The organism is Embleya sp. NPDC001921 (genome assembly GCF_053594475.1).
This window is the reverse complement of sequence record NZ_JBSFEO010000052.1, coordinates 24,932-50,710: the sequence shown is the minus strand read 5'-3', so window position 1 is coordinate 50,710 and position 25,779 is coordinate 24,932. Positions and strand designations below refer to the sequence as shown.

At 69.5% G+C, this 25,779-nt stretch carries 24 protein-coding genes; 14 read left to right on the top strand and 10 right to left on the bottom strand.

What is annotated here, in order from left to right; all coding sequences use genetic code 11:
* From ACWCPW_RS42015 to ACWCPW_RS42005, 3 genes are read right to left on the bottom strand one after another with little or no spacing between them, the layout of a single operon-like run.
* Positions 1–852 (bottom strand): SDR family oxidoreductase, encoded by an 852-nt coding sequence (locus ACWCPW_RS42015; RefSeq protein ID WP_449766890.1) that lies wholly within the window; start codon positions 850–852, stop codon positions 1–3.
* Positions 849–1,553, bottom strand: a complete 705-nt coding sequence (locus tag ACWCPW_RS42010) for a nitroreductase family protein (protein ID WP_449766889.1) — start codon at positions 1,551–1,553, stop codon at positions 849–851. Before ACWCPW_RS42010 ends, ACWCPW_RS42015 begins: the two co-directional genes overlap by 4 nt.
* A 60-nt stretch (positions 1,554–1,613) precedes the next feature.
* Complete coding sequence (locus ACWCPW_RS42005) at positions 1,614–2,789, bottom strand: CaiB/BaiF CoA transferase family protein (protein WP_449766888.1); 1,176 nt, start codon at positions 2,787–2,789, stop codon at positions 1,614–1,616.
* Between the two features lie 232 nt (positions 2,790–3,021).
* Here ACWCPW_RS42005 and ACWCPW_RS42000 point away from each other — a divergent pair, with 232 nt between their 5' ends.
* From ACWCPW_RS42000 to ACWCPW_RS41980, 5 genes are all read left to right on the top strand, one after another.
* A complete protein-coding gene (locus ACWCPW_RS42000) occupies positions 3,022–3,648 on the top strand; it encodes a TetR/AcrR family transcriptional regulator (protein ID WP_449766887.1) in 627 nt (208 codons plus the stop codon).
* Positions 3,649–3,666: 18 nt separating this feature from the next.
* Positions 3,667–4,839, top strand: a complete 1,173-nt coding sequence (locus tag ACWCPW_RS41995; RefSeq protein WP_449766886.1) for a cytochrome P450 — start codon at positions 3,667–3,669, stop codon at positions 4,837–4,839.
* A gap of 132 nt (positions 4,840–4,971) precedes the next feature.
* A complete protein-coding gene (locus ACWCPW_RS41990) occupies positions 4,972–6,696 on the top strand; it encodes a protein kinase domain-containing protein (protein WP_449766885.1) in 1,725 nt (574 codons plus the stop codon).
* Positions 6,697–6,816: 120 nt separating this feature from the next.
* A complete protein-coding gene (locus tag ACWCPW_RS41985; RefSeq protein ID WP_449766884.1) occupies positions 6,817–7,653 on the top strand; it encodes a hypothetical protein in 837 nt (278 codons plus the stop codon).
* Between the two features lie 290 nt (positions 7,654–7,943).
* Complete coding sequence (locus tag ACWCPW_RS41980) at positions 7,944–8,132, top strand: DUF397 domain-containing protein (protein WP_449766883.1); 189 nt, start codon at positions 7,944–7,946, stop codon at positions 8,130–8,132.
* A gap of 650 nt (positions 8,133–8,782) precedes the next feature.
* Here the strand turns inward: ACWCPW_RS41980 and ACWCPW_RS41975 are convergent.
* From ACWCPW_RS41975 to ACWCPW_RS41955, 5 genes are all read right to left on the bottom strand, one after another.
* Positions 8,783–9,679 carry a helix-turn-helix domain-containing protein gene (locus tag ACWCPW_RS41975; protein WP_449766917.1) on the bottom strand — a complete coding sequence of 299 codons (897 nt, stop codon included), beginning with the start codon at positions 9,677–9,679 and terminating at the stop codon, positions 8,783–8,785.
* 230 nt (positions 9,680–9,909) lie between these two features.
* Complete coding sequence (locus ACWCPW_RS41970) at positions 9,910–10,848, bottom strand: TauD/TfdA dioxygenase family protein (RefSeq protein WP_449766882.1); 939 nt, start codon at positions 10,846–10,848, stop codon at positions 9,910–9,912.
* The gene (locus ACWCPW_RS41965; protein ID WP_449766881.1) at positions 10,845–11,582 is read right to left on the bottom strand and encodes a TetR family transcriptional regulator; all 738 of its coding nucleotides are present in this window, start codon (positions 11,580–11,582) and stop codon (positions 10,845–10,847) included. The genes ACWCPW_RS41970 and ACWCPW_RS41965 overlap by 4 nt, the downstream gene beginning before the upstream one ends.
* Before the next feature lie 85 nt (positions 11,583–11,667).
* Complete coding sequence (locus tag ACWCPW_RS41960; protein ID WP_020556484.1) at positions 11,668–12,099, bottom strand: hypothetical protein; 432 nt, start codon at positions 12,097–12,099, stop codon at positions 11,668–11,670.
* Positions 12,100–12,302: 203 nt separating this feature from the next.
* Complete coding sequence (locus tag ACWCPW_RS41955) at positions 12,303–13,295, bottom strand: hypothetical protein (protein WP_449766880.1); 993 nt, start codon at positions 13,293–13,295, stop codon at positions 12,303–12,305.
* A 294-nt stretch (positions 13,296–13,589) separates the two neighbouring features.
* On the opposite strand from ACWCPW_RS41955, the gene hemL reads away from it, so the two are divergent.
* The 9 genes from hemL to ACWCPW_RS41910 all read left to right on the top strand — a co-directional run bounded on the left by hemL (position 13,590) and on the right by ACWCPW_RS41910 (position 22,922).
* Entirely contained in the window at positions 13,590–14,906 is a 1,317-nt protein-coding gene (hemL, locus tag ACWCPW_RS41950; protein WP_449766879.1) for a glutamate-1-semialdehyde 2,1-aminomutase, read from the top strand.
* A 2-nt stretch (positions 14,907–14,908) separates the two neighbouring features.
* On the top strand, positions 14,909–15,589 hold the full coding sequence (locus ACWCPW_RS41945; protein WP_449766878.1) for a histidine phosphatase family protein: 681 nt from the start codon (positions 14,909–14,911) through the stop codon (positions 15,587–15,589).
* A 152-nt stretch (positions 15,590–15,741) separates the two neighbouring features.
* Entirely contained in the window at positions 15,742–16,356 is a 615-nt protein-coding gene (locus tag ACWCPW_RS41940) for a TlpA family protein disulfide reductase (protein WP_395873332.1), read from the top strand.
* A 26-nt stretch (positions 16,357–16,382) separates the two neighbouring features.
* Positions 16,383–17,117, top strand: coding sequence for a cytochrome c biogenesis CcdA family protein (locus ACWCPW_RS41935; RefSeq protein WP_395873385.1), 735 nt, complete (start codon positions 16,383–16,385; stop codon positions 17,115–17,117).
* Positions 17,117–18,829 carry a cytochrome c biogenesis protein ResB gene (resB, locus tag ACWCPW_RS41930; protein WP_449766877.1) on the top strand — a complete coding sequence of 571 codons (1,713 nt, stop codon included), beginning with the start codon at positions 17,117–17,119 and terminating at the stop codon, positions 18,827–18,829. The genes ACWCPW_RS41935 and resB overlap by 1 nt, the downstream gene beginning before the upstream one ends.
* Positions 18,830–18,873: 44 nt before the next feature.
* The gene (gene ccsB / locus ACWCPW_RS41925; protein ID WP_449766916.1) at positions 18,874–19,887 is read left to right on the top strand and encodes a c-type cytochrome biogenesis protein CcsB; all 1,014 of its coding nucleotides are present in this window, start codon (positions 18,874–18,876) and stop codon (positions 19,885–19,887) included.
* 277 nt (positions 19,888–20,164) lie between these two features.
* Positions 20,165–20,431, top strand: a complete 267-nt coding sequence (locus tag ACWCPW_RS41920) for a hypothetical protein (RefSeq protein WP_449766876.1) — start codon at positions 20,165–20,167, stop codon at positions 20,429–20,431.
* A 337-nt stretch (positions 20,432–20,768) separates the two neighbouring features.
* On the top strand, positions 20,769–22,016 hold the full coding sequence (locus ACWCPW_RS41915) for a DNA cytosine methyltransferase (protein ID WP_449766875.1): 1,248 nt from the start codon (positions 20,769–20,771) through the stop codon (positions 22,014–22,016).
* Positions 22,017–22,187: 171 nt separating this feature from the next.
* The gene (locus tag ACWCPW_RS41910) at positions 22,188–22,922 is read left to right on the top strand and encodes a hypothetical protein (protein ID WP_449766874.1); all 735 of its coding nucleotides are present in this window, start codon (positions 22,188–22,190) and stop codon (positions 22,920–22,922) included.
* 484 nt (positions 22,923–23,406) lie between these two features.
* Here ACWCPW_RS41910 and mqnP read toward each other — a convergent pair whose 3' ends face one another.
* The gene (gene mqnP, locus ACWCPW_RS41905) at positions 23,407–24,339 is read right to left on the bottom strand and encodes a menaquinone biosynthesis prenyltransferase MqnP (RefSeq protein ID WP_449766873.1); all 933 of its coding nucleotides are present in this window, start codon (positions 24,337–24,339) and stop codon (positions 23,407–23,409) included.
* Positions 24,318–25,769 carry a menaquinone biosynthesis decarboxylase gene (locus ACWCPW_RS41900; RefSeq protein ID WP_449766872.1) on the bottom strand — a complete coding sequence of 484 codons (1,452 nt, stop codon included), beginning with the start codon at positions 25,767–25,769 and terminating at the stop codon, positions 24,318–24,320. The genes mqnP and ACWCPW_RS41900 overlap by 22 nt, the downstream gene beginning before the upstream one ends.
* Positions 25,770–25,779: the final 10 nt, after the last annotated feature.

Sequence of the window (25,779 nt, the reverse complement as noted above, 5' to 3'; positions counted from 1 at the left end):
TCAGTTCCCTTCCGCGACGATGCCGCGCAGGCCGTCCGCGCCGAAGACCGGCTCCAGGAAGGCCCGGAAGTCCGGGCCCCGACGCAGGTGGTGGCCGCCGTCCACGTTGATGTTCTGGCCGGTGATCCAGGTCGACTCGGGGCCGACCAGGAAGGCCGCGAGCGCGGCGATGTCGTCGGCCTGTCCGACCCGACCCAGCGGGGTGCAGGCCAGGTAGTCCTCCAGCACCGGGCCGCCCCGGGTGACCGCGTCGACCATCTCGGTGGCCACCAGGCCGGGCAGGATGCTGTTCACCCGGACGCCGCTCGCGCCCAGTTCGTCGGCCGCGAGCCGGACCAGGTGGTCGATGCCGGCCTTGCTCACGCCGTACGCGCCGAACCAGCGGTGCGTGGTCGAGGAGGCGATCGAGGAGATCGCCACGAACGAACCGCCGCCGGCCGCCGCCATCAACCGGGCGCTGTGCTTGAGCACGAGCATCGTGCCGGTCAGGTTCAGCTCGACCGTCTCGCGCCACTTGCCGGTGTCGATCGAAGTCAGCGGACCCATCGTGGAGTTGCCGCCCGCCGAGGCGACCACGGCGCGCAGCGAACCGAGTTCGGCCGCGCTCGCCACCGCCGCCTCGACCTGGCCTTCTTCGGTCACATCGGTCACCGCGTACGCGACCCGCACGCCGGCCGCCGCGTCCTTGTCCAGCTCGGCCACCGCGGCCCGCAGTCGATCCTCGCTGCGGCCCGCGATCAGCACGTGCGCGCCGTCGGCGGCGAACCGCCGCGCGCAGCCCAGCCCGATCCCGCTCCCGCCGCCGGTCACCAGCGCCACCGTGTCCCGCAGCGGCAGGTCGGCACGTGTCACCGGGCATCTCCTTCGAACGTGGTGGGCACGTACGCCGCACCGTCGGCCGGCCACAGCGGTGCCGGTACCTCGAACCCGATCGGCTCGCCCCAGCCGTTGCGATAGGCCACCTGGTCCGGGGAAGTCCTGGGCGCGACACCCCACGTGCCGGTCGGATAGCCGAAGGACACGCAGCAGGCCATGTGCCAGCCTTGGCCGGCCGGCACCCCGAGCACCTCCGACACCGCGTCCCGGTGCGCGATCCCGAGCACCGCGGTCAGCGCGCTGCCCACGCCCTCGGCGCGCGCGGCCAGCATCGCGCTCCACACCGCCGGGAAGATCGAGCCGCCGGTGGGGTCCTGTCGGACGAAGCCGAACATGAACAGCGGGATGCGCTCGAAGTTGTCCGCGAGCCACTGCGACGAACGCCGCGTGCGGACGAAGGACCGGCTCTCCGCGCTGTCCGGATCCGCCTCGGCGGCGGCCACGCGCGCTGCGTAGACGGTCTTCCACAGGGAGTCCATCGCGTCCCGGTACAGCGGCCCGATCCGGCCCTTGACGCCCGGGTCGTCCACCAGCAGGAAACGCCAGTTCTGGGCGTTGCCGCCGCTGGGCGCGCGTACCGCCGCGTCCAGCAGGCGGGCCTGCACCTCGTGCGGGATCGGATCCGGCGCGACCCTGCGCATCGCGCGCGTGGTGTACAGCGCTTCGTGAAGTTCCATGCGGTCCCCTGCCTGATACCTGAGCTGATACCTGTTGCCCGTACTGGTGGTGATGCGGCCTCAGACGACCGCGCCGGCCTCGCGCAGGCGCTCGACGTCGGCCGCGGCGACACCCCACGCGGCCAACGCGGCGTCGGTGTCGCCGCCGGTCGCGGCCGGGCCCGGGTGCACCGGCCGGGCCGGCTCGGCGGCGGGGGTGCGGGAGAAGCGCGGCGCGGGCGCCGGCTCGGGCAGGCCGTCGGCGTGCAGGAAGGTGCCGCGCTCGACGTGGTGGCGGTGCGCGGGCGCCTCGGCGGGCGAGAGCACCGGGGCGAAGCACGTCTCGGTGCCCTCCAGCAGCGTGCACCACGCGTCCCGGGTGCGGCCCGCGAACACCTCGGCGAGGCGGGCCTTCATCGCCGGCCAGTGCGCCGGGTCGTGCTGCGCGGCGAAGTCGGCGAACACCGGGTCCTCGGCCAGGCCGAGTCGGTGGATCAGTTCGGCCCAGAACCTGGGTTCGATCGCGCCGACCGCGACGTACCGGCCGTCCCGCGTCTCGTACACGTCGTAGAACGGCGCGCCGCCGTCGAGCATGTTGGTCCCGCGCGGGCCGAGCATCCCGGCGGCGCCCATGGTGAACCAGGTCGCGCCCAGCGTCGCGGCGCCGTCGATCATCGCGGCGTCCACCACCTGGCCCCGCCCCGAGCGGCCCGCCTCCAGCAGCGCGGCGACCAGGCCGAAGGCGAGCAGCAGGCCGCCGCCGCCGAAGTCGCCGATCAGGTTCAGCGGAATGCTCGGCGGCTGCCCCGCCCGGCCGATCGGCTCCAGCATCCCGGCCAGCGCGATGTAGTCGATGTCGTGTCCGGCGGCCGAGGCCAGCGGCCCGGTCTGGCCCCAGCCGGTGAGCCGGCCGTACACCAGCCGAGGGTTGCGCTCGGCGACCACGTCCGGGCCCAGGCCCAGGCGCTCCATCACGCCCGGCCGAAACGGCTCGATCAGCGCGTCGGCGTCGGCCAGCAGCCGCAGCGCGAACCCGACCCCGTCCGGGTGCTTGAGGTCGATCGCGATCGAGTGCTTGCCCCGGTTCATCGGATTGCGCGGCGGCTTCGCGTAGCCCTTGCGCGCCTCGTCCGCGCGATCCACGCGCAGCACCTCCGCGCCCAGGTCGGCGAGCAACATCCCGCAGAACGGACCCGGCCCCAGGCCGACGAACTCCACCACCCGGATGCCCGCGAGCGGTCCTTGTCTGGCGGTCACGGCAGCTCCAGCGTTCGTCGGGGCCAAGGGCGTGCGGTCGAGGCAAATACGGAAACACGTTCTCACTAAATCTGACGAGACGTCAGACTAGACTTCCGTCTCATCCGTAGGCAAGATCACCGCGGAACGAGTCGGCGCACCGCCCGCGGTCGCGTCGTCCCGAGCACCCGGCCCGGTACCAAGCCCGCGGTACCAACCCCCGAACGCACGACCCCAGAGGACAGGCTCTCCCGTGGCCGAACCCCGCACCAGCTCGACGATCACTCTCACCAGGTCGCTCACCCGCGACCAACAGGCCCGGCGCGAGCGGCTGGTGCGCGCCGCGTGCGACCTCGCGCTGGAGGGGGGATACGCGGCCGTGACGATGCACGACGTCGCGGATCGCGCGGGGGTGGCCAGGGCCACCGTGTACCGCTACTTCACCTCGAAGAACCACCTGCTGAGCGAGGTGTCCGCGCTGTGGATCGGCGAACTCGCCGACGAACTCGCCGGCCGACCGCTGCCCGCGGACCCGGCCGGCCGGCTGGCCGCGCTGCTGTGCCGGATCGTCGAGGTGAGCGCGGAGAACCGGCTGCTGACCGAGGCCGTGGTGCAGGCCGCGACCGCCCCGGACCCGTCCTCCGGTCAGTCGCAGGAGACCTTCCACCAGAGCATCCACCGGATCACCGGCCTGGCGTTCGGTGAGCCGGCCGACCCCGAGGACGGCGCCGCGGGGGACCGGCGGCGCGACATCGAGGTGGTGCTCGGCCACGTGCTGCTCTCCGGTCTGGTCAGCCTCACCGCCCGCGGCCGGGCGCTCGACGAGGTGCAGGACCTGATGCGCACCGCCGTCCGACTCTTCGTTCCGCTCGACACGTGATCACCACGGAGGCTTGCCATGACGGCTCCCACGATCCGCGACATCCACCTGCTCGACCGGGACTGGTACGCCGGTGACCCGTTCGCCGACTACGCGTGGCTGCGCGAACACGCGCCGGTGTACTACAGCGAGCGCGCCGGCGTCTGGGGCCTGAGCCGGCACGCCGACCTGGCCTGGGCCGAGCGCAACCCCGAGCTGTTCTCCTCGGCCAAGGGCTCGCGCCCGATCGGCTACCCGCAGCCGTCGATGATCGACTCCGACGACCCGACCCACTACCGCCGCCGCAAGCTGGTCTCCAAGGGCTTCACCCCCCGGCAGATCGCCGCGATGGAGGAGCACGTCCGGGACATCGTGACCTCGCTGATCGACGCGATGATCGCGACCGGGCCCGGCGCCGACCTGGTCCGGCAGTTCTCCGCGCCGTTGCCGATGACACTGATCGGCGAGCTGCTCGGGGTCGGTGCCGAGCACCGCGACCAGCTCCAGCACTGGGCCGACGTGATGGTGATGCTCTCCGACGGCGGCGAGCTCAGCCACAAGGCGGGCGAGGCGTTCACCGAGTACGTCGCCTACACCACGCAGGTGATCGAGGACCGCCGCAAGACCCCCTCCGACGACCTGATCGGGATCCTGGTCGGCGCCGAGATCGACGGCGAGAAGTTGTCCTTCGACGAGCTGATCGGCGAGTCCCTGCTCCTGCTCGTGGGCGGCAACGAGACCACCCGCAACGTGATCTCCGGCGGGATCGCCGCGCTGCTGGCCAACCCCGACCAGCTCGCCCGGCTGCGCGAGGACCCCACGCTGATCCCGTCCGCGGTCGAGGAATCGCTGCGCTGGGTGTCTCCCGTGGTCAACATGGCCCGGCACACGACACGTGACGTGGAACTGCACGGGACGGTGATCCCGGCCGATTCGATCGTGATGATGCTGTACGGGGCCGCCAACCGGGACGCCGAGGTGTTCACCGCTCCCGAGCGCTTCGACGCCTTCCGCACGCCGAACCAGCACATCGCGTTCGGCACCGGCCCGCACTTCTGCCTCGGCTCCTCGCTGGCCCGACTGGAGATCCGGGTCGCCTTCGAGGAGCTGCTGCGCCGGCTGCCGGACCTGCGGTTGGCCCCGGACGCCGACCTCGCGCACGGCCCCTCCTCCTTCATCCGCGGCCTGATCGCGCTGCCCGTCGAGTTCTGAGCCGACCGCCGGTCCGGGCCCGGGCCCGAGGGAAGCACCTCGGATCCGGCCCGGACCGGCCTTCCGGGACCCCCCAAATGCGGACAGCCGCGTATTCTCTGGCCAACTGCCGGACGACGAGGGGGATGTCCTGTGAAACCGCTGGAGCCCGAGGATCCGCGGCGGATCGGCGGCTACCGGGTGCTCCGCGTACTGGGGGCGGGCGGCATGGGTCGGGTCTACCTCGGCCGCAATCGGGGCGGCCGGATCGTCGCGATCAAGGTGGTTCGTGCCGAGTGGGCCGACGATCCCGGATTCCGCGAGCGCTTCCGCCGCGAGGTGGACGCGGCGCGGCGGGTCGGCGGCGCGTGGACGGCGCCGGTGCTGGACGCCGACACCGAGGCCACGACGCCGTGGGTGGTCACCGGTTACGTGGCCGGCCCCAGCGTGTACGAGGCGGTTGCCGGGCGCGGGCCGCTGCCCGAGGAGACCGTGCGCACCCTCGGCTCGGGCCTGGCCGAGGCGCTCGTCGCGGTGCACGGGGCGGGCCTGGTGCACCGGGACATCAAGCCGTCGAACGTGTTGTTGTCCCTGGACGGGCCGCGCGTGATCGACTTCGGCATCTCGCGCGCGATGGACGCGTCGGTGCTCACCCGCACCGGGCACACCGTCGGGTCGCCGGGCTTCATGTCACCCGAGCAGGTCGACGGGCGCGACATCGGCCCGCCCAGCGACGTCTTCTCGCTCGGCTCGGTGCTGGTGTTCGCCGCGACCGGCGCGGGACCGTTCGGCGAGGGCAGCGGTCAGGCCCTGATGTACCGGATCGTCGCGCAGGAGCCGCGCCTGGACGAGGTGCCGGCCGCGCTGCGGGAGATCGTCGCCGCGTGCATGACCAAGCACGCCGCGTCCCGGCCGACCCCGGCGGAACTGCTCGCGGCGCTCGCGCCGGACGGGACGCGCGACCTGGTGGCCGGCAACTGGCTGCCGCCGGACCTGACCACCGCGCTGTCCCGGCGCGCGATCGAACTGCTCGAACTCGACGAGGACGGCGCGCCGGACGCGGGTACGTTCGTGGCCACCGGGAGCGGGGCGCCCACGGGGGACGACCGCCCACCGGAGACGGCGGCCGCGGCGACGTACGCCCTGCCGGACGCCACGTCCGCGACGCCCGCCCGGGTCCCGCCCGCGCATTCGCCGCCCTCGGACCTCGCCTCCCCGGGCTCGGCGGCCTCGGATCCGCCGCCTTCGGGGCCGGTACCCGAGATGTATGTGCTGCGACCGGCTTCGCAGCCCGCCGCACCGCGTCCGTGGTGGCGCCGGCCGTGGCTGGTGACGCTCGCCGCCGTGCTGATCGCGGGCGTCGTGGTGCTCGCGCTGCTGCGGCCGTGGACCGGGGACGAGGACGGCCCGTCCACCGCCCGGGGAGGTCCGGGCGGGCCCGGCGCCTCGACCCCGCCGCCGGCCTCCGACCGGCCGAGCGGCGGCACGTCGGCCACCGCCCCGCCGACCGGCTCGGGCACGTTGCCGAGCGTCTACAAGGGCACCTGGGCCGGGACGATGACATCGCAGCTCGGCAGTGTGTCCACGGTCACCGTCACACTGACGGGCGGGAAGGTGGGCGACAAGAAGGTGGGGGTCAGCAAGCTCACCGCCACCGGCCTGTTCGGCGAGCAGGCCGACTGCGAGTCCGACCTGGAGCTGCTCTCGGTCGGCGCGGACACCGGCGTCGAACTGACCAGTCACCTGACCCGCAACCAGGGCTGCGCGGACGGCCGGGTGATTCTCAAGGAGCAGAGCCCGACCACGCTCTCCTATGTCGCGCCGGCCAGTGTGGGGACCAGCGAGTCGCGGGGCACGCTGACCCGCACGGCGGGATGAGCGGCCGAGCGGCCGGGAACCATCGCGCTCGGCCCATACGTCAAACTGAACACCTGTCGAATGCGGAACGGCCTGTCGGGTCGGTAAGGCCCGATCGAGTGGGGAATGGCGAGTTCGGACATGCGGCACAGCCCTGAGCACGCGGACGACGACCACGACGTCGAGCGGCTCGACGAGCGTTTTCGTGAACTCGTCGTCCGGATCGCCCCGCAGGTCCCGCTGCCGCCGGTCGCGGGCATCCACAAGGCGGTCCGCCGTCGGCGCCTGCGCAACCGGGTCCTGATCGGCGCCGCCTCGCTCGCGGTGCTGGCGGGCGGGGTGACGCTGGTGAGCACCGGGTCCGACGACACCCGGCCCCGGAGCCGGCAGGCCGCCGCGTCGCGTCCGGTGGCGAGCCCGGTGACCTCGACGCAGGCGGAGCTGGCCGACACCTTCTATCCGACCGCGCAGGAGTTCCCGGTGGTGGCCGGGGCGTACGAGAACTGGCACGTGGTGGAGACCCGGCAGGCGATGGCCGACGAACTGGGCCCGTGCACCACCCGGACCATCTCCGGACTGGGCGCGGTGCAGACCCAGGAGCGGCTGTACCTGCACGACGGGCAGGGCGGGGGCCTGGTCGTCCTGGTCCGCTACCCGGACGAGCGCACCGCCGAGGTGGCGGCGACCGACCTCACCGGCGGCCTGTCCGGCCCGTGTCCGACCAACCGGCCCAACCCGACCGCGGACGGCACCATCGACATCAAGGCGCTGGACCGGGACGGCAGCGTGTGGCGTACCCAGGGTCTGGTGAACAGCCAGGACCAGTACGTGGACTACGGCATCGTGCGCAGCGGTCCGGTGGTGGCGGTGGTCCACACGACCGTCATCAACCCGGACCGGGTCCCGCCCGCGGAGCCGTTCCTCCGATTGGTCGACAGCCTCCGGAAACGACTGGGAAAGAACGGATCCGGACCCTGATGTTCCGAATTCACGGCTTTCGCTCGCTCCCGTTCCCCGGTCATATCCGGGCGGGTCGGGAATGCTGCGAACGGGTGAGCGACGGTGCAATCCGCCACCTGGCAATTCGCCATGCGACGACCGCGGATTTCATACGGATGGGTGTGGCCGGATTTCACGCACGGCCGAGGTCGGGCGCTAAGCTATGCGCGCGCCCTCGAAGTCGGTCAACCCGCAGAGGTGTCGACCCTGCACGGAATCATCCGACCGGCGGCTTTCCTATTTCCATCGGCCCTATTCGGAGGCAAGTCATGGCGGAGTTCGATCCGCTGGGACGTGCGTGGCGCAAGAGCAGCGCGAGCGCAACGAGCAACTGCGTCGAGGCAAGGCTGGCCGACGAGGTCCAGGTCAGGGACTCGAAGGCGCCCACGCCTCGCCTGGCCTTCGGGGCCCGGTCCTGGGGGACCTTCCTCGCCGAGGCCGGCCGCTCGTCGGTCTGAACTCCGAACGCCGCGACCCGGCCGGGTTCGGCCCATCGCCTTCGGTACGTCGGGCCCGGACATGCGAGGCGGCCTGCCTTAACGGCAGGCCGCGAATGACATGGGCACAGGGCCCGGTGGGTTGGTATCCGTTACCCGATGAGAGTGAGCAGACCGGCGGCCCGGAGCGTGTAATAGAGCGCTCCTGCTGTCACCGCGGCCACGGCTACCAGCAGAAAGATCACGCGAAGCATCCTCTCGAAGTCGTCCTGCACGAGTTCACCCCCTTTCCCTAATCAGGCGTCCTTTCGTGGCGACGGTGTGTACCGTGCAGGGGCGGGGTGGACGGCGATTATGCCCTCATCTGTGATTGTGCATGGGGATGTCCGCTTCCGCCAGAGTGAGTCGATCCGGCTATGCGAGGGACGATGCAAAAAAGAACGAGTTGCCCCGAAAAGTCATGAAATCCGACTTCGGAACAACTCGTTCGGAGCTTCGCGGTGGCCGCCGCGAAACCGTGCTGCTCATCGACATCGAGCAACGGATACCTCTTGTCATTATGCGCAGGAACGCGCAATCAGCCAAGTGGCTCTTGGGATGTATTCAACTCGCATCCTGGCAGCGCGCGTGCAGGCAGCCGGCCTGCTGCCACTACGCCGTCCGCACATCGTCTACTCGCCGCCGTCGGTGCCGGTGAGCGGGTGTCCCGCGGCGGGGCCGAAGCGTTCGAGGGCGGTGTCCAGCAGGGCCGGCGCCAGGTCGCGCGAGGCCAGTTGCTCGATGCCCCAGAACGTTTCCAGATAGGACAGCGGCGAGACGGCCGGCGGATCCTCCTGGTTGCCCTCGCGGATGATCATGTCGCCCGAGGGGTTCTCGATGAACAGCACCGCCTCGTCCTCGATGTCCGGGAACTCCAGGAGCTGGTAGGCGATCCGGGCCCGCGAGTAGAGGCCGGCGGAGAACGGGATCACCCGCAGGGTGATGTTCGGCCACTCCCCGAAGTCGCGCATCCGCCGGATCTGGTTGCGCATCACCGCCGCGTTGCCCACGGTGCGGTGCATCACGCTCTCGTCCACGATGAAGTGCATGGCCGGGCCGTCCGGTCGGATCAGCCGCTCCTGCCGCTCCATCCGCAGCGCGACCAGGTCGTCCAGGCCCGGGGTGTCCGGCGGGGACATGATCCGCAGCACCTCGCGCGCGTACTCCTCGGTCTGTAACAGGCCGGGGACCAGGAGCGGTTCGAAGTTGCGGATGACGGTGGCCGAGGACTCGTAGCCGAGCAGCACCTTGAACTCGTTGGTGATGTGGTTGCGGTACTGGTACCACCAACTGCGCTGCTTCGAGGCCCTGGCCATGTCGATGTACTCGGCGACCCGGGCGGGCTCGACCACGCCGTAGTGCTGGAGCAGCGCCTTCAGGTCGGTGGTCGAGATGTTCACCTGGCCGGTCTCGATCCGGATCAGCTTCGAGAGCGACCAATCCATTTCCAGCGCCACGTCCCGCTGGATGTACCCGCACGCCTCGCGTGTCTGGCGAAGAAACGCTCGGAGCCTGCGCCCCTGGAACATCGGGTCCCGTGTCGGCATCGGCCGCCCCCCAAGGCTGTCGGCAGCGATCTCGCATCTAGCGAGGGCGCAAAACGGGTGGTGCACAAACGCCACCCGGAGAACAGCATCGCGTCGAATCGGCCGACCCGACAAGCCCCCTCGCTGATGTCCGACCGGCAGATCCGACGCCCCGTCAGGTGGCGGAGCGTCGGATCCCCACATGCGGGGTCGATCGGTGTCCCTTGGGGTGCTCAGGTGTTCAGGGCATAGGATTCGGCGCCGTCCGGGCCGACCGAGTTGGCGCCCCGGAGGGTCACCCGCTGCATCGAGCGGCGCATGCCCGGCGGCACGTCCGTGGGCACCAGATGCACCGTTGCCCGGTTGTCCCAGAACGCGATGCTGCCCGGCTGCCAGCGGAAGCGCACGCTGAACGCGGCGTCGGCGATGTGCGCGTAGAGCATCTGCAGGATGTGCGCGCCCTCCTGCCGGGTCAGTTCCAGGATGTGGCTGGTGAAGTTCGGGTTGACGAACAGCACCTTCTCGCCGGTCTCCGGGTGCACGCGCACCACCGGGTGCACCGCGCGCAGCCCGTCGCCGAGGAAACGCTTGGCGAGTGCGCCCGGCAGTTCGCCGCGCTTGATCGGCAGCGTGTTGTGGTGCACCGCGTGCAGCCCGTCGATCAAGTCCTTGAGCGGGTCGGAGAGTTGCTCGTAGGCCAGGGCCAGGTTGGCCCACTGGGTGTCACCGCCGTACGGCGGCACGATCACCCCGCGCAGGATCGAGGCGGTCGGCGGGTCGGGGATGAAGGTCACGTCGGTGTGCCAGCGGCTCTCCACGAAGCCGCCCCCGGCGTCCTTGCCCAGTTGCTCGTTGTCGAGCAGCAGGATCTCCGGGTGTTCGGGGAAGGCTGCGGGCAACGTCGGGTGTCCCGGGGCGAGTTCGCCGAAGCGCAGGCCGAACGCCTTGTGCTGTTCCTGGGTCAGGTGCTGGTCGCGGAAGAACACCACCTTCCACTTCAACCAGATCGCGCGGATCTCGGCGACCACCTCGTCGGTGAGCGGCTCGGTCAGGTCGACGCCGAAGATCTCGGCGCCGATGTTCCCGGCCAGCGGCCGGACTTCCAGGCCGAGCGCGGCGGCCGCGGCGGGCGTGGGGTCCTCGTAGGTGGGCTGTTCGATGGTGCTCGTCATGGCCGAACCTCCGGATCGGAGCGAGGCCCCGGGGTGGGCGGGACCTGTGTGGATCGTTCGAGCGCGGCCTCGGTCCGGGCGGAGACCGGGGCCAGCAACAGGGCGACGGCGGTGTCGGTCAGGCCCGCCAGGAAGACCTCCCGGTCGGTGAGGGTGCGCCCGCCGGGGTGGTGCAGCGCCATCTCGCGGTCGGCGAGGGCGTGGGTGAGATAGGACGACACCAGCACCCAGCGTTCGCCGCGCAGGCGCGCGGGGAAGTCGGCGAGCAGGCCGAGCATGCGCTCGCGCACGGTGTAGACGCCGCGCGTCCACTCCTCCCGGGCCAGGTCGCGCACCGCGGTGCCCTCCAGGAAGGCGGCGTGGATGCTGAATCGCAGGTACCAACCGGGTTTCCCGGCCCGGCCGAGGGTGTCGGCGAGCGGGTACAGGAACGCCTCGACCAGACCCCGGGCGTCGTGCCCGCGCCCGGCTCGGTCGAGTTCGTCCAGCATCGCCAGGCGCCGCGCGTTCACCGGCTCCATCCGGTGCCGGAAGACCGCGTCCACCAGGGCCTCCTTCGACCCGAAGTGGTAGCGCGCGGCGGCGGTGTTGCGCTGCCCGGCCTGGGCGCCGATCTCGCGCAGCGAGACCCCGTTGATGCCGCGCTCGGCGAACAGCCGTTCCGCGGCCTCGATCATCAAAAGGCGTGCGCCGGCACCGCGGTCCGACGCCGCAGCGCCGTGCGTCCCTGTCATGGATCGCACGTTAAACCGCTTGGGTTAATAACTCAAGCGGGTTAATCGAGGAGGGGTCGACTCCGGGGTGCCGGGTCCGGCCGCGTCACGAGTGCATCAGGCAGTACAACTGGTGCCCGGCGTGGTGCAGTTCGCGGGCGAACTTGGTCCAGTCGTGCAGCATCCGGTACAGCAGATACGCGTCGCGCGGCACTCGCCGATCCGGGAACGTCGACCAGATGAAGGCCGCCGCGCCCAGTTCCTCCTCGGTCGCGTTGCGCAGCACGTCCATCAGCATCGGCGGCAACTGCATCACCGCGTGCGCGGGATGCAGCACGACCAGCTCCAGTGGTGGCGTCGCGTCCTGCGGGGTGTCCCCCAGCAGTGACAGCACCATCGCGCTGACCGTCTCCGGCTTCACGAACGACACATAGGAATTGCTGGGACGTTCCACCGTGTCGGTCGGATCGATCAGCGGAGGCACCCGCGCCGCGGTCGCGCGATCGGGTGCGCCGAAGTACTCATATGTCACGCCCACGTGTGCACCTCCCGACCGAGGTCGGCTCCGTGACACGTGCGCACACCCGTGGCGCCCGACGCCATCGCTCCCTGCTCGCTTGTCTCGGTCTGGTCGGTGATCGAGGGGACTCGTTGAAGATCGTCGCAGGTCATCCGGGCATTCCGTACCGCGGTTGAGTAACAGGTGTGCACCACTCGGAACCGGTCCCGCCCCGGCATGCGTCAGGACTCCCGGCCAGGCGGCCCGCCCGAGAAAGTCTGCCCGAGCGACAGGTCGTTCAATGCCTTGACGAATACCGCCGTTCGTACCGAACCGGCCGAACGGGCGGTGATCTTCACCACGTTCGTCTCGACCACCTCGGCCCGCACGTCGGCCAGCACCGTGCTCCACGGCACCCCCTGCGCGGTTTTGCCGCCGCCGGTGAACACCGTGCGCAGCCGATCGGCCTCGGCCCGGGCGGCCGGCTCCGAACCGGTGGCCACACACATCACGTCGGTGCCCGGGACGCCCGCGTTGCCGGTCACCCCGACCGCGATCCTGGGCCCGTTCGCGCGCTCGCCGCCGGCGACGCGATCGGTGATCACCGCGGCCAGCGGCTTGTCCAGGCAGGTCGCCAGCGCGCGCACGACGGGATCGGCGCCCAGCATCGTGCCGCCCCGGCCGAGGTCGGCGCCGCGCCCGGTGGAGCCGTAGCCGATCTGCTTGTCGGTGACCCGAATCACGTTGAAGTGGTTGATGCCCAGCGGAAGTTTCTGCGCCAGCGGGTCGTCCAGGCCCAGTTCGTTGTCGGGACGCAGCCGCTGCACACTCGGCTCGGCCGGGTCCGGCCTGCCGCCCAGCTCACGGAGCTTGCCGAGCACGGTGCCCTTGTCGAAGCCGCCGACGAACACCCCACCCTGGTACGGCGGTCGGCCGGCGGACCAGGCCTCGCTCGCCCTGGTCGGGTCGAAGCCCAGGGCCGGCGCCACCTGATCGCGCATCGCGGCCAGGTCGGGGTAGCCCGTCCCGATCAGCGGTCCGTAGGGTCCGGCGAAGTCGCCGCCGCCGTTGGCCTTGGTGATCGCGGCCGTGTCGCCGTACTCGAACCAGCCCCGGGTGGATTCGTCGTCGCGCACCCGATCCAGCGCGCCGCGCAGCCCGGTCCTGCCGTCGTCGTCCGAGTCCCCGCCGCCGCACGCGGCCGTGCCGGCCAGCGCCAACAGCGTCGCCAGCACCGGTCCGAGACCGCCGGCTATCCGGTGGTGTCGCCCGGACCGCCCACCCCGACGAGTTCTCGCCGCCACGCGCGCACCCCGATCGTCGTGCTGCACCCCGCCGGACATGCCTCACCCGTGGGCACGGGTCCGGGTCGCCCGATCATACTGCTCCCCGCCCCCGGTTTCGGTTGGCGGATCCCCGGGAACCAACGCGAATCCGCGCACACCCTCCCCGGCGCCCATGTGGTTGGTCCACCCGACGGGCGAGCCGCGGGCGACGGGTGTGCCCGGTTTGTTTGAGAGCATGACCGGGTGAGCTCTGTCAACGAGAACCCCGCACCCGCCTCCGCCGCCCTGTTCGCGCGTGCGAGGGCCGTCACCCCCGGCGGGGTCAACTCGCCGGTGCGCGCCTTCCGCGCGGTCGGCGGCACGCCGCGCTTCATGGTCTCGGGCCGAGGCCCCTACCTGACCGACGCGGACGGCCGTGAATATGTGGACCTGGTGTGCTCCTGGGGGCCGATGATCCTCGGCCACGCGCACCCCGCGGTCCAGGAGGCCGTGCGCGAGGCGGTCGCGCGCGGCACCTCCTTCGGCACACCCGGCGCCGGCGAGGTGGAACTCGCCGAGGAGATCGTCTCCCGGGTCGCCCCGGTCGAACAGGTCCGCCTGGTCAGCTCCGGCACCGAGGCCACCATGTCCGCGATCCGGCTCGCGCGCGGCTTCACCGGCCGGGCCAAGGTGGTGAAGTTCGCCGGGTGTTACCACGGTCACGTGGACGCGCTGCTGGCCGCCGCCGGCTCCGGCCTGGCCACCTTCGCGCTGCCGGACACGCCCGGGGTCACCGGGGCCTCGGCCGCCGACACGATCGTGCTGCCGTACAACGACCTGTCCGCCGTCGAGTCGGCGTTCGCCGTCCACGGCGACGACATCGCGTGCGTGATCACCGAGGCCGCGCCGGGAAACATGGGCGTGGTCACCCCGCGTCCGGGCTTCAACGCGGGCGTCAAGGCGCTGTGCGAGCGGCACGGCGCGCTGTTCGTCTCGGACGAGGTGATGACCGGCTTCCGGGTCTCCAAGGCGGGCTGGTTCGGCCTCGAGGGCGTGGTCCCCGACCTGCTCACCTTCGGCAAGGTGATGGGCGGCGGCTTCCCGGCCGCCGCGTTCGGCGGACGCTCCGACGTGATGTCGCACCTGGCCCCGCTCGGCCCGGTCTACCAGGCCGGCACGCTGTCCGGGAACCCGGTGGCCACCGCGGCCGGCGTCACCACCCTGCGGTACTGCACCGACGCGGTGTACAAGCACCTGGACGCGGTCTCCCTCGCGCTGCGCACCGAGGTGTCGGCGGCCCTGGCCAAGGAGGGCGTCGCGCACACGGTGTCCACGGCCGGGAACATGTTCTCGGTCTTCTTCACCGATGGCCCGGTGCACGACTACGACCAGGCCCGCACGCAGGAGGTGTTCCGCTTCTCCGCGTTCTTCCACGCGATGCTGGACGCCGGCGTGTACCTGCCGCCGAGCGCGTTCGAGGCGTGGTTCCTGTCCGCGGCCCACGACGACGCGGCCGTGAACCGTATCCTCGACGCGCTGCCGGCCGCAGCCCGCGCCGCAGCGAGTGCCCAGGAGAACTGACGATGGCTCAGAAGCCGCAGACCAACCGCGACGTGACGATCGTCCACCTCATGCGCCACGGCGAGGTGCACAATCCGCACGGCATCCTGTACGGCCGCCTGCCCGACTACCACCTGTCGGAGTTGGGCAACAAGATGGCCGAGCGGGTCGCCGACCACCTCGCCGAGCGCGACATCACGCACGTGGTGTCCTCGCCGCTGGAGCGCGCCCAGGAGACCGCCGCGCCGATCGCCGGTCGACACGGTCTGGAGATCGCCACCGACGATCGACTGATCGAGGCGGAGAACATCTTCCAGGGCAAGACCTTCGGGGTCGGCGACGGTTCCCTGAAGAACCCGACGCACTGGAAGCACCTCACCAACCCGTTCAAGCCCTCGTGGGGCGAGCCGTACATCGAGCAGGTGGTGCGGATGATGGGCGCGCTCGGCGCCGCCCGGGACGCCGCGCGCGGGCACGAGGCGGTGTGCGTGAGCCACCAGTTGCCGATCTGGGTGACCCGCTCCTTCGTCGAGCGGCGGCGGTTGTGGCACGACCCGCGCAACCGGCAGTGCTCGCTCGCGTCGCTCACCACGTTCACCTACGAGGGGGACAAGATCGTCTCCGTCGGCTACAGCGAACCGGCTCGGGACCTGCTGCCGGCGAAGCTCGCGGGCAAGACGCAGAACAAGAGCTTCGGGGCGTGACGCGAAGTCGCGGCTTCGGGGCGTGACGAAGAACCGCGGATTCGGGGCATAGTGCCCTATTTATTTAGGACGAATCGGGATGAACTGAAGCAGTGTCAGCGGCACGACGGACCCCGCGTGGAGCGGTCGCGGAGGCATGCGAAACTTTTCACATGCTCACACGCCGCCTGCCTCGTCGTGCCGCGCTGCTCACCGCCGCGGCCCTGCTCGCACTCACCGGCTGCGGCGGGATGAGCGCCGGCGGCAAGAGCAGCGGCGACGGCAAGGGCTATGTCGACAGCGACAACAGCGGCATCGTGCGGGCCAAGGCGGGCGACCGTACCGCGGCTCCGAAGGTCTCCGGCAAGACGCTGGAGGGCAAGGACATCAGCCTCGCCGAGTTCAAGGGCAAGGTCGTGGTGCTGAACGTGTGGGGCTCGTGGTGCCCGCCGTGCCGGGCCGAGGCCGCCGACTTCCAGCAGGCACACACCGAGACCGCGGACAAGGGTGTGCAGTTCCTGGGCATCAACACCCGCGACGCCACCCAGGACAACGCGATCGCGTTCACCAACAGCAAGGGCATCACCTACCCGAGCCTGTGGGACCCGGACGCGCGCGAGATCCTCAAGTTCACCGGCAACCTGAACCCCAACGCGATCCCCAGCACGCTGATCATCGACCGTGAGGGTCGGATCGCGGCCCGGGTGTTGCGGGCGGTCACCATCGAGGAACTGCGCTCGATGATCGACCCGGTGCTGAACGAGCCCGTGCCGAACGAGAAGGCCTGATCGAGGTGCTCGTCGCAGCCGAGGGGATGAACAACACGGTCTACACGGGGTCGTTGTTCGCGGCCCTGCCGATCGCCCTGCTCGCGGGGCTGATCTCGTTCTTCTCACCGTGCGTGTTGCCGCTGGTCCCCGGCTACGTCAGCTACGTCACCGGGGTGTCCGGGGCGGACCTGAAGGACGCCCGGCGTGGTCGGCTCTTCCTGGGCACGCTGCTGTTCGTGCTCGGCTTCACCGCCGTGTTCGTTTCCATGGGCGCCGCGTTCGGCTACTTCGGCAAGACGCTCCTGGCGCACCAGGCGACCATCACCAAGGTCTTCGGCGCGGTCACGATCGTGCTCGGACTGTCCTTCATGGGCGTGCTACCGGGCATGCAGCGCGAGTTCCGGGTGCACAAGCGGCCGGCCATAGGGCTGGTCGGCGCGCCGCTGCTGGGCATGGTGTTCGGGCTCGGCTGGACGCCGTGCATCGGCCCGACCCTGACCGCGGTGCTGAACCTGTCGGTGAGCGAGGCGAGCGCCAATCGCGGCGCGCTGCTCACCGTGGCCTACTGCCTGGGTCTGGGCGTGCCCTTCCTGGTCACCGCGCTCGCGTTCCGCAAGGCGCTCGGTGCGTTCGGGTGGGTCAAGAAGCACTACGTCTGGGTGATGCGCCTGGGCGGCGGCATGCTCGTGCTGCTCGGCGTACTGATGCTCACCGGCGCGTGGGACCAGATGATGCGTGAGATGCAGTCCTGGGCCGGGCAATACACGATCGGATTCTGATGAGCCTGGAGACCCGAACCGACGACGACCTCGCCCGCGACGACGACCTCGAAGGGATCGCGAAGCCCGAGGCCAGGGCCGATGCCGGGATGTCGACCGCGCCCGCGCAGGACGACGGCGACGAGGAGATCCGCCAACCGCAGTTGGGCGTGCTCGGCTGGCTGCGCTGGCTCTGGCGGCAACTGACCTCGATGCGGGTCGCGCTGATCCTGCTGTTCCTGCTGTCGGTCGCGGCCACGCCGCCGACGCTGATCCCGCAGCGGCCGGTCAGCCCGATCAAGGTCGGTCAGTATTTCCGGGACCACCCCGAACGCGCGAAGATCATGGACAAGTTCCAGCTCTTCGACGTGTTCGCGTCGTGGTGGTTCGCCTCCATCTACATCCTGCTGTTCGTCTCGCTCGCGGGCTGCATCGTGCCGCGCTGCTGGGCGCACGCCAAGACGTTGCGGGCCAAGCCTCCACAGGCGCCGAGCAACTTCACCCGGCTGCCCGCGCACGCGCGCTGGGAGACCTCGGCGGACCCGGACGCGGTGCTCGCCGCGGCGCGCGTCGCGCTCAAGAAGCGTCGTTTCCGGCTGAACCCGAGCACCGACTCGATCGCGGCGGAGAAGGGCTACGCCCGGGAGAGCGGCAACCTGCTCTTCCACATCGCGCTGTTCGGCATCCTGGTCGCGTTCGCCCTGGGCAGCCTGTACAGCGTCAAGGGCGGCAAGATCGTGGTCGAGGGCGGCAGCTTCGCGAACGTGCTCACCCAGTACGACGACCGCCAGTTCGGCGCGCTCGTGGACGCGGACAACCTGGAGCCGTTCGGGTTCCGGCTCAAGTCGGTCGAGCAGACGTTCCAGCCGACCGGCGCCAAGCGCGGCGAGCCCAGGTCGTTCACCGCGAACATCGAGTCCTGGTACGGGCACGAGGGCAAGGACAAGGCCGGGAAGATCAAGGTCAACCACCCGCTGGAGGTGGGCGACACCAAGGTGTTCATGATCGCCACCGGCTACGCGCCGGAGGTGACCGTACGCGACGCCAAGGGCAAGATCGCCTACAAGGGCCCGACCGTGTTCCTGCCCCAGGACGGCAACCGCACCTCGACCGGCGTGATCAAGGTCCCCGACGTCAGCGCCGGGCTCAAACAACTGGGCTTCGACGCGCAGTTCCTGCCGAGCGCGCCGATGGACCAGGACGGCAACCTGCTGGTCGACCCCAAGCGCGGTCCGATCTCGGTGTTCCCCTCGCTGCTCAACCCCCGGCTGATGATCAGCGGCTACGAGGGCGACCTGGGCATGGATTCGGGCGTCCCGCAGAACATCTACGCGCTCAAGGCCGACAAGATGTCGAAGTTCATGAACGGCTCCGACGTGTGGCGCAAGGCGCTCAAGGTCGGCGACACCGTGGAACTGCCCAACGGCGCCGGCACCATCACCTTCGACGGCGTCAAGACCTGGGCCAACTTCCAGGTCGCCAGTGAGCCCGGCAAGGGGCTCGCGCTCTTCAGCGTGGTGGCCGCGATCGTCGGCCTCGTGCTGTCACTGTTCGTTCGCCGCCGCCGGATGTGGGTGCGCGCGGTGGAGGGCCCCGACGGCCACACGGTCGTCGAGGTCGGCGGGCTCGCCCGCACCGAGGGTGGGGGCCTCGGCGATGAGGTACAGGAGTTCGTGGACGCGTTGCGCGAGGCCGCGCCGGCGAACTCACCCGGCACCAAGGTCAAGGAGTGAGCGTGGGCGTCAACGAGAACCTCGCCCAATTCAGCAATGTGCTGATGTATTCGGCGATCGCCGTCTACCTGATGGCGTTCTTCGCCTATTGCATGGAATGGACCTTCGGCAGCAGCGGTGCGGTGGCCAAACGCTCGGCCGACCTGTCGATCGAGGTCCTGGAGCCGGCGGCGAACGCCGGCGCGGCCGGCGGGGTCGCGGTGGCCGAGCGGCCGGTCGTGGTGCTGCGCGAGGGCGGGCACGACGGTGCCGGCGCCGACGACCAGGGCAACGTGGCCGGCGGCGACGAACGCGCCGACCGGATCGGCCGGGTCGCGGTCTCGCTGACCGTGCTCGGCTTCCTGCTGCACGCCGGTTCCGTGCTCGCGCGCGGCATCTCGGTCGAGCGGGCGCCGTGGGGCAACATGTACGAGTTCTCCACCTCGGTCTCGCTGGTGGTGGTCGCGGCCTTCCTGGTGCTGCTGTGGAAGTACCCGGTGCGCTGGCTGGGCCTGTTCGTCACGCTGCCGGTGCTCACCACGCTCGGCGTCGCGGTGACGGTCCTGTACACCGACTCCGAGCAACTGGTCCCGGCGCTGGACTCGTACTGGCTGTGGATCCACGTCGCGTCCGCGATCGTCTCGTTCGGCGCCTTCCACATCGGCGCGCTCGCCTCGATCCTGTTCCTGTTCCGGCAGAAGTACGAGGGCAGGATCGCCCGCGGCGACAAGCTCGGCCGCTTCGACGAGAAGCTGGCCCGGCTGCCGAGCGCGGCGTCCCTGGACAAGACCGCCTACCGCGTCAACGCGATCATCTTCCCGCTGTGGACCTTCGCCATCGTCTGCGGCGCGATCTGGGCGGAGAACGCGTGGGGCCGCTACTGGGGCTGGGACCCCAAGGAGGTCTGGTCCTTCATCACCTGGGTCGCCTACGCGGCCTACCTCCACGCCCGCGCCACGGCCGGCTGGAAGGGCACCAAGGCCGCGGTCGTCTCCCTGGTCGCCTTCGCCTGCTTCCTGTTCAACTACTACGGCGTCAACATCTTCGTGAACGGGTTGCACTCGTACGCGGGCGTCTGAGCTGCGGCTCCTTCGCATCGAACGGGTCTGCCCCGTCGCCCTTGCGGGGCGACGGGGCAGACCCGTTTCGTGGGAACAGCGATGCATCCATGCTTCCGGAATCCCGACGCTTGCTGTGGCCACTGCCATCGCCTCCGCACCTCGTCGCTAGGTGCTTCGTTGGATTGTGGCGGGCCTCGGCTGGGATCTTGTCTGGGATCGAGAGACCTCGGGGGTCTTCATGCAACGTCCGAAACCGCAGCCCGTAAACCCCGCACTCGTAGGCGCCCGGAAGCTTATGGGGCTCATCTCGCAGCAGCGCTTCGCCGACGCGTTCGAAGCCAAGGCGCTGGAGGTCGGCTACCGACTCGGCGTCAGCGTCCGCCGAATTCGCACGTGGGAGTCGGCGGAGCCGCCTTGGCCGACGCCCGACTACCAGGCCGTCGTCGAAGCGCTCTTTGACCCTCCGATCACGAGCCTGGGGTTCGTACCGCCCGTCGCGCGCAGGAGGACGGAGAGTGGGTGCGGCTCCTGGATGAAGTCCCCGAGCGGCTGCACCGGCTGATGACCTTGGAGCGCGGTGCACTGAGCATCCGCTCATACGAGAGCGTGTACATCCCTGGGCCACTCCAGAGCCCTACGGGGCCGCGGACAGCACCGATTCGAACAAGAATCTCTTGTGCGGCCGTCTGCCCAGCCGTCGGTCGGCGGATTGCAACTCGCCTGGGCAGCCGCAACGGAACGTGTAGGGAACACGCGCGGCCCATGCGCGCTTGGTCGATGTGATGCTGATCTCGCCCGCCGAGGTTGTGCCGGGTGGGTGGGCTTGAGGGATACCAATCGGATAGCACGGCCGATGCGTACGGTCCTGCTGTGACGGACCTATATGACAGGATCGCGTCGTGAGCAGTCAGAAAGACGGGAGCCAAATGCCCCTCCGAGTCGCGGGTCTATTCGCAGGCATCGGCGGGCTTGAACTCGGCCTCAAGCGGGCTGGGCTCGAAACGGCCATGCTCTGTGAGGTATGGGGACCCGCCCAAGCTGTTCTCGCCAAGCAGTTTGCCGACGCCCCACTCGAGTCCGACGTACAGCATCTCAAGGCCCTTCCTGGTGACGTGGACGTCGTCACCGCCGGGTTTCCCTGCCAGGACCTCTCACAGGCCGGGCGTACCGCCGGCATCGGGGGCGAACAGTCTGGGCTCGTCTCCCACGTCTTTCGGCTTCTCCAGAAGCATCACCCACGGTGGCTTGTTCTTGAGAACGTGCGGAACATGCTCGTGCTCGACAAGGGCAAAGCGATGCTCCACCTCGTGCAGGAGCTTGAAGCCCTTGGTTACTCCTGGGCGTACCGACTCGTCGACTCTCGATTCACTGGCGTGCCTCAGCGCCGCCAGCGCGTACTCTTCGTCGCCAGCCTCACCGAAGATCCGCGCGGTGTTCTCCTCGCTGAGGACGCCGGCGAACCCGATGAGAGCAACCGGGCCACGGATGCGCACGGCTTCTATTGGACCGAGGGTCTCCGTGGCCTGGGCTGGGCACGGGATGCAGTGCCGACAGTCAAGGGTGGTTCGGCTCTGAGCATCCCATCACCGCCAGGGATTTGGGTTCCCGGGAATCCTGTGGGTCGCAGGATCGTGACGCCTTCCATCACGGACGCCGAACGGCTGCAGGGCTTCCCCGAGGGGTGGACCCTGACCGACGCGACGGCTGACAGGAAAGGTGGCCGCGACCGCTGGAAGCTGGTCGGCAATGCGGTCACGGTCGGTGTCTCGCAGTGGCTGGGCGAGCGACTGGTGAACCCAGGCGAGTACGACGAGTCCGAAGCCGACAGGCTGTCGGACAGTGCTCGGTGGCCTACGGCCGCTTGGGGCAGGAAGGGCAGGAAGTGGCGCTCCTGCGCCACGATGTGGCCCCAGCACCGTCCGTACACACACCTAATGGATCTGGTCGAGCACAGTGGCCTCACGCCGCTAAGCCACCGTGCCGCCGCTGGGTTCTATTCGCGCACCCAGAAGGCAAAACTGAAGTTCGATGAAAATTTCCTCATCGACATGAAACAGCATGTCGAGTCGATGGACCCGGAAAGCTGCCGCGGCGCAGACGAACCGAGCAGGGTCGGCCCTAGGCGCTCTTTGACCAACGCAGCCTGAGGCCAAAGCCAACCAGGCAAGGCATACCGACCCGGCCTGGTTCTCGTCTCCGATAGACCGCTCGCATGGCCCCTGCAGAGGGTTGGTCTATACGGGGATGCATGGACATGAAAGGGCTATCAGGCTGCATCCACTAAGGTCATGTCCACATCCCGCCAGGAGGGCAAGGGCATGACGTCAGAGTTCAAAACCTTCGCGGACATATTAGATGCACTACCGCGTCCGGCAGAGGACGCGGCACAGGGCACCCGTACCAAGTACGCGACACAGTTCGCCAACAAGCTTGCAGTGCTCTTTGCCGACCGTCTGCGGAGCACGTTCGTCGGCATCCTGCCTCATGCCGATGGAACCGGACAGGAGTCTCGGGCCCGAACTGCCAAGGGGTTCAAGAAGCTGGATGTGAACTACTCCACTCCCGAGCTTGGCCTGGGGCTGGGCGTCTCTCTCAAGCACATTCACCAGCGTGACGCGAAGACGAAGCGGTACACCAAGAACTACAGCCGGAACGACAACGAGCTTCGCTCCGAGGCCATGGACTACCACGAGCGGCAGCCGTACGCCGTCATGATCGGCGTGCTCTTCCTCCCGTACGACGCAGCCGACGACTGTGGAGACAAGGACGCCCCGTCATCCTTCGGTGCGGCTGTTCGCTACTTCCGCAACCGCGCAGGTAGGAACCATGTCAACGCGCCGGCTGACCTCTTCGAGAAGTTCTACATCGCACTGTACGAGCACTCGGGGCCTGACCGGGGGAAGGTGGACTTCTACGACGTCGATCGTCCCAAGCCGCCGTTCGGTCGGCGTCCAACGCCCGCCGAGGTGGTGACTTTCGAAGGGTTCGTCGAGGAGGTAATCAAGGTCTACGATGCCCGGAACGATCCACCATTCGTCTGGGCGGACGTCTGAACGAGGGCGGTGTCGCAAAGCGGCGGGCGCCGTGTATGAACAGGTCCGTCGGTTTCGGGGCCTCGGTGCGAGGAATGCGGCCAGGTTGACGCGTGGATAGAAGGTTGCTCCGTCGTGGCCTCCGGACGGCGCAGATGTTCAACCACTTTGAGGGTCCGAAGCCCGGCTACATTGCCGATTGGTCGGAACTGCCGGTCGGCAGCGGGAGACCGGCTCTGACATCTTCGAGGCAATCGAAGCGTCCCTGTAGTACCTCCCGGTTCCGCCACTTGTTCCGACCGGTGCGACGGGGATTTGCGTGGCCGGCTTCGCCGTCGCCCTACGGCGAGATCGGCGGGGGTGAGAGTTGGTCGGCGAGCAGGCTCAGCGCGGGCGGCAGTGTCTCGTAGGACATCGGCGGCCCGGCGATCGGCCCCGCATCCGCCCGGCGGGTCGATCGCCGATGCCCCAGCGGCGCCCACGCCGCATGCCCTCACCCCGCGGCCTACGGCCGCAGCCCGCGCACTCCCAGGTCCAACAGCGCGCACACGAACAGCGCGATGCCGATGAAACCGTTCGTGGTGAAGAAGGCCCGGTTGAGCTTGGACAGGTCGTCCGGCTTGAGCAGCGAGTGTTCGTACACGAACGCCGCGCCGACGATCAGCAGGCCCAGCCACCAGAAGAAGCCCGCGCCGGTGAGCGCGCCGAACCAGATGAACAGCAGCGTGGTCACCACGTGGGTGACCTTCGAGGCGTTCAGCGCGGCGGCGATGCCCCACTTGGCCGGCACGCTCTTGACGCCGTGCGCGCGGTCGGCCGCGACGTCCTGGCAGCCGAAGATCAGGTCGAAGCCGCCGATCCAGGTGCCCACCGCCAGGCCCAGGACGACCGCCTGCCACGACCACTCGCCGGTGATCGCCAGCCACGCGCCGACCGGCCCGATCGCCTGCGCGATGCCCAGGATCGCGTGCGGGACGTTGGTGAACCGCTTGCCGTACGGATAGATCACCATCGGGATCACCGCGACCGGCGCGAGCGCCAGGCACAGCGGGTTCAGCAGCGCGGCGGCGACCAGGTAGAAGAACAGCGCGACCAGCGCGCCGATCCACGCGGTGCGCACCGACACCGCGCCGGTGACCAACTCGCGCGACGCGGTGCGCGGATTGCGCGCGTCGATCTCGCGGTCGATGATCCGGTTGCAGGCCATCGCGAAGGTGCGCAGGCCGACCATCGCCACGGTGACCAGGAACAGCTCCCGGTAGTGCAGCCGTTCGTTGCTCTCGTACATCGCGGTGAAGGCCGCGATATAGGCGAACGGCAGCGCGAAGACCGAGTGCTCGATCAACACGAGGCGCAGGAACGCCTTGACCCGGCCCACCTCCGAGGGTGCCCCGGGTGCGGGTAGCGCGGCGGACGTCACAGTCCGTATTCCTTCCATCGGCGGGTCACCTTGGCGGCGGTCTCGGGATCCGACACGACCATCTCCGGCCAGCCGCCGTCGCGCGTGTAGCCCTCCTCGGGCAGCTTGCGGGTCGCGTCGATGCCCGCCTTGCCACCCCAGAACTGCTGATACGACGCGTGATCGAGGTGGTCCACGGGCCCCTCGGTCAACAACAGGTCGCGCGCGTAGTCGGTGTTGCCGAACGCGCGCCACGCGACCTCGTGGTAGTCGTGCACGTCGCAGTCGGCGTCCACCACCACGATCAGCTTGGTCAGCGACATCATGTGCGCACCCCAGATCGCGCTCATCACCTTCTGCGCGTGCTTGGGGTACTTCTTGTCGATCGAGACGATCGCGCAGTTGTGGAAGCCGCCCGCCTCGGGCAGGTCGTAGTCGACGATGTCCGGCACGATGATCTTGAGCAGCGGCAGGAAGAACCGCTCGGTGGCCTTGCCCAGCGGCCCGTCCTCGGTGGGCGGCCGGCCGACCACGATCGACTGGAGCAGCGGCTTCTCCCGCATCGTCACGCAGTCGATGGTCAGCGCCGGGAACGGCTCCTGCGGCGTGTAGAAGCCGGTGTGGTCGCCGAACGGCCCCTCCGGCAACATCTCGCCCGGGGTCAACCAGCCTTCGAGGACCACCTCGGCCTCGGCCGGGACCTGGAGCGGCACGCTCACGCAGTCGACCATCTCGATCCGCCGACCGCCGATGAAGCCGGCGAACAGGTACTCGTCGATGTCGCCGGGCAGCGGCGCGGTCGACGCGTACGTCACCGCCGGCGGGCAGCCGAACGCGATCGCCACCGGCAGCCGCTCACCGCGCTTGGCGGCCACCTGGTAGTGGTTGCGGCTGTCCTTGTGGATCTGCCAGTGCATCCCGATGGTGCGCTTGTCGTGCCGCTGGAGTCGGTACAGACCCAGGTTGCGCACGCCCGTGTCGGGGTCCTTGGTGTGGGTCAGGCCCAGGTTGTAGAACGATCCGCCGTCCTCGGGCCAGGTGAACAGCGCCGGGATGCGGTCCAGATCGACGTCGTCGCCCTTGAGCACGACCTGCTGACAGGGCGCGTCCTTGATCTTCTTCGGCGGGATGTGCGCGACCGAACCGAGCTTGCCGAACGCCTCGCGGATCCCGGTGAACCCCTGCGGCAGTTCCGGCCTGAGCAGGCCGCCGATCTTCTCCGACAACTCGTCGTAGCTCTTCAGCCCGAGCGCCATCAGCATGCGCTCGTCGGTGCCGTAGACGTTCATCGCCAGCGGCATCGAACTGCCCTTGACGTTCTCGAACAGCAACGCCGGACCCTTGGCCTTGTTCACCCGATCGGTGATCTCGCCGACCTCCAGACGCGGGTCGACCTCCGCGCGTACGCGCTTGAGTTCACCACGCTTCTCCAGTGCCTTCAGGAAAGCGCGCAAGGTCCCGTATGCCATGCGTGCCAGT

Coding starts and splice junctions, on each gene's coding strand:
- ACWCPW_RS41920 (WP_449766876.1), top strand. CDS start 20,165: ATGGGGCTCATCTCGCAGCAGCGCTTCGCCGACGCGTTCGAAGCCAAG.
- ACWCPW_RS41910 (WP_449766874.1), top strand. CDS start 22,188: ATGACGTCAGAGTTCAAAACCTTCGCGGACATATTAGATGCACTACCG.
- resB (WP_449766877.1), top strand. CDS start 17,117: ATGAGCCTGGAGACCCGAACCGACGACGACCTCGCCCGCGACGACGAC.
- ACWCPW_RS41965 (WP_449766881.1), bottom strand. CDS start 11,582: ATGACAGGGACGCACGGCGCTGCGGCGTCGGACCGCGGTGCCGGCGCA.
- ccsB (WP_449766916.1), top strand. CDS start 18,874: ATGTATTCGGCGATCGCCGTCTACCTGATGGCGTTCTTCGCCTATTGC.
- ACWCPW_RS41995 (WP_449766886.1), top strand. CDS start 3,667: ATGACGGCTCCCACGATCCGCGACATCCACCTGCTCGACCGGGACTGG.
- mqnP (WP_449766873.1), bottom strand. CDS start 24,339: ATGGAAGGAATACGGACTGTGACGTCCGCCGCGCTACCCGCACCCGGG.
- ACWCPW_RS41980 (WP_449766883.1), top strand. CDS start 7,944: ATGGCGGAGTTCGATCCGCTGGGACGTGCGTGGCGCAAGAGCAGCGCG.
- ACWCPW_RS41985 (WP_449766884.1), top strand. CDS start 6,817: ATGCGGCACAGCCCTGAGCACGCGGACGACGACCACGACGTCGAGCGG.
- ACWCPW_RS41975 (WP_449766917.1), bottom strand. CDS start 9,679: ATGTTCCAGGGGCGCAGGCTCCGAGCGTTTCTTCGCCAGACACGCGAG.
- ACWCPW_RS41970 (WP_449766882.1), bottom strand. CDS start 10,848: ATGACGAGCACCATCGAACAGCCCACCTACGAGGACCCCACGCCCGCC.
- ACWCPW_RS41945 (WP_449766878.1), top strand. CDS start 14,909: ATGGCTCAGAAGCCGCAGACCAACCGCGACGTGACGATCGTCCACCTC.
- ACWCPW_RS41935 (WP_395873385.1), top strand. CDS start 16,383: ATGAACAACACGGTCTACACGGGGTCGTTGTTCGCGGCCCTGCCGATC.
- ACWCPW_RS41900 (WP_449766872.1), bottom strand. CDS start 25,769: ATGGCATACGGGACCTTGCGCGCTTTCCTGAAGGCACTGGAGAAGCGT.
- ACWCPW_RS41940 (WP_395873332.1), top strand. CDS start 15,742: ATGCTCACACGCCGCCTGCCTCGTCGTGCCGCGCTGCTCACCGCCGCG.
- ACWCPW_RS42010 (WP_449766889.1), bottom strand. CDS start 1,553: ATGGAACTTCACGAAGCGCTGTACACCACGCGCGCGATGCGCAGGGTC.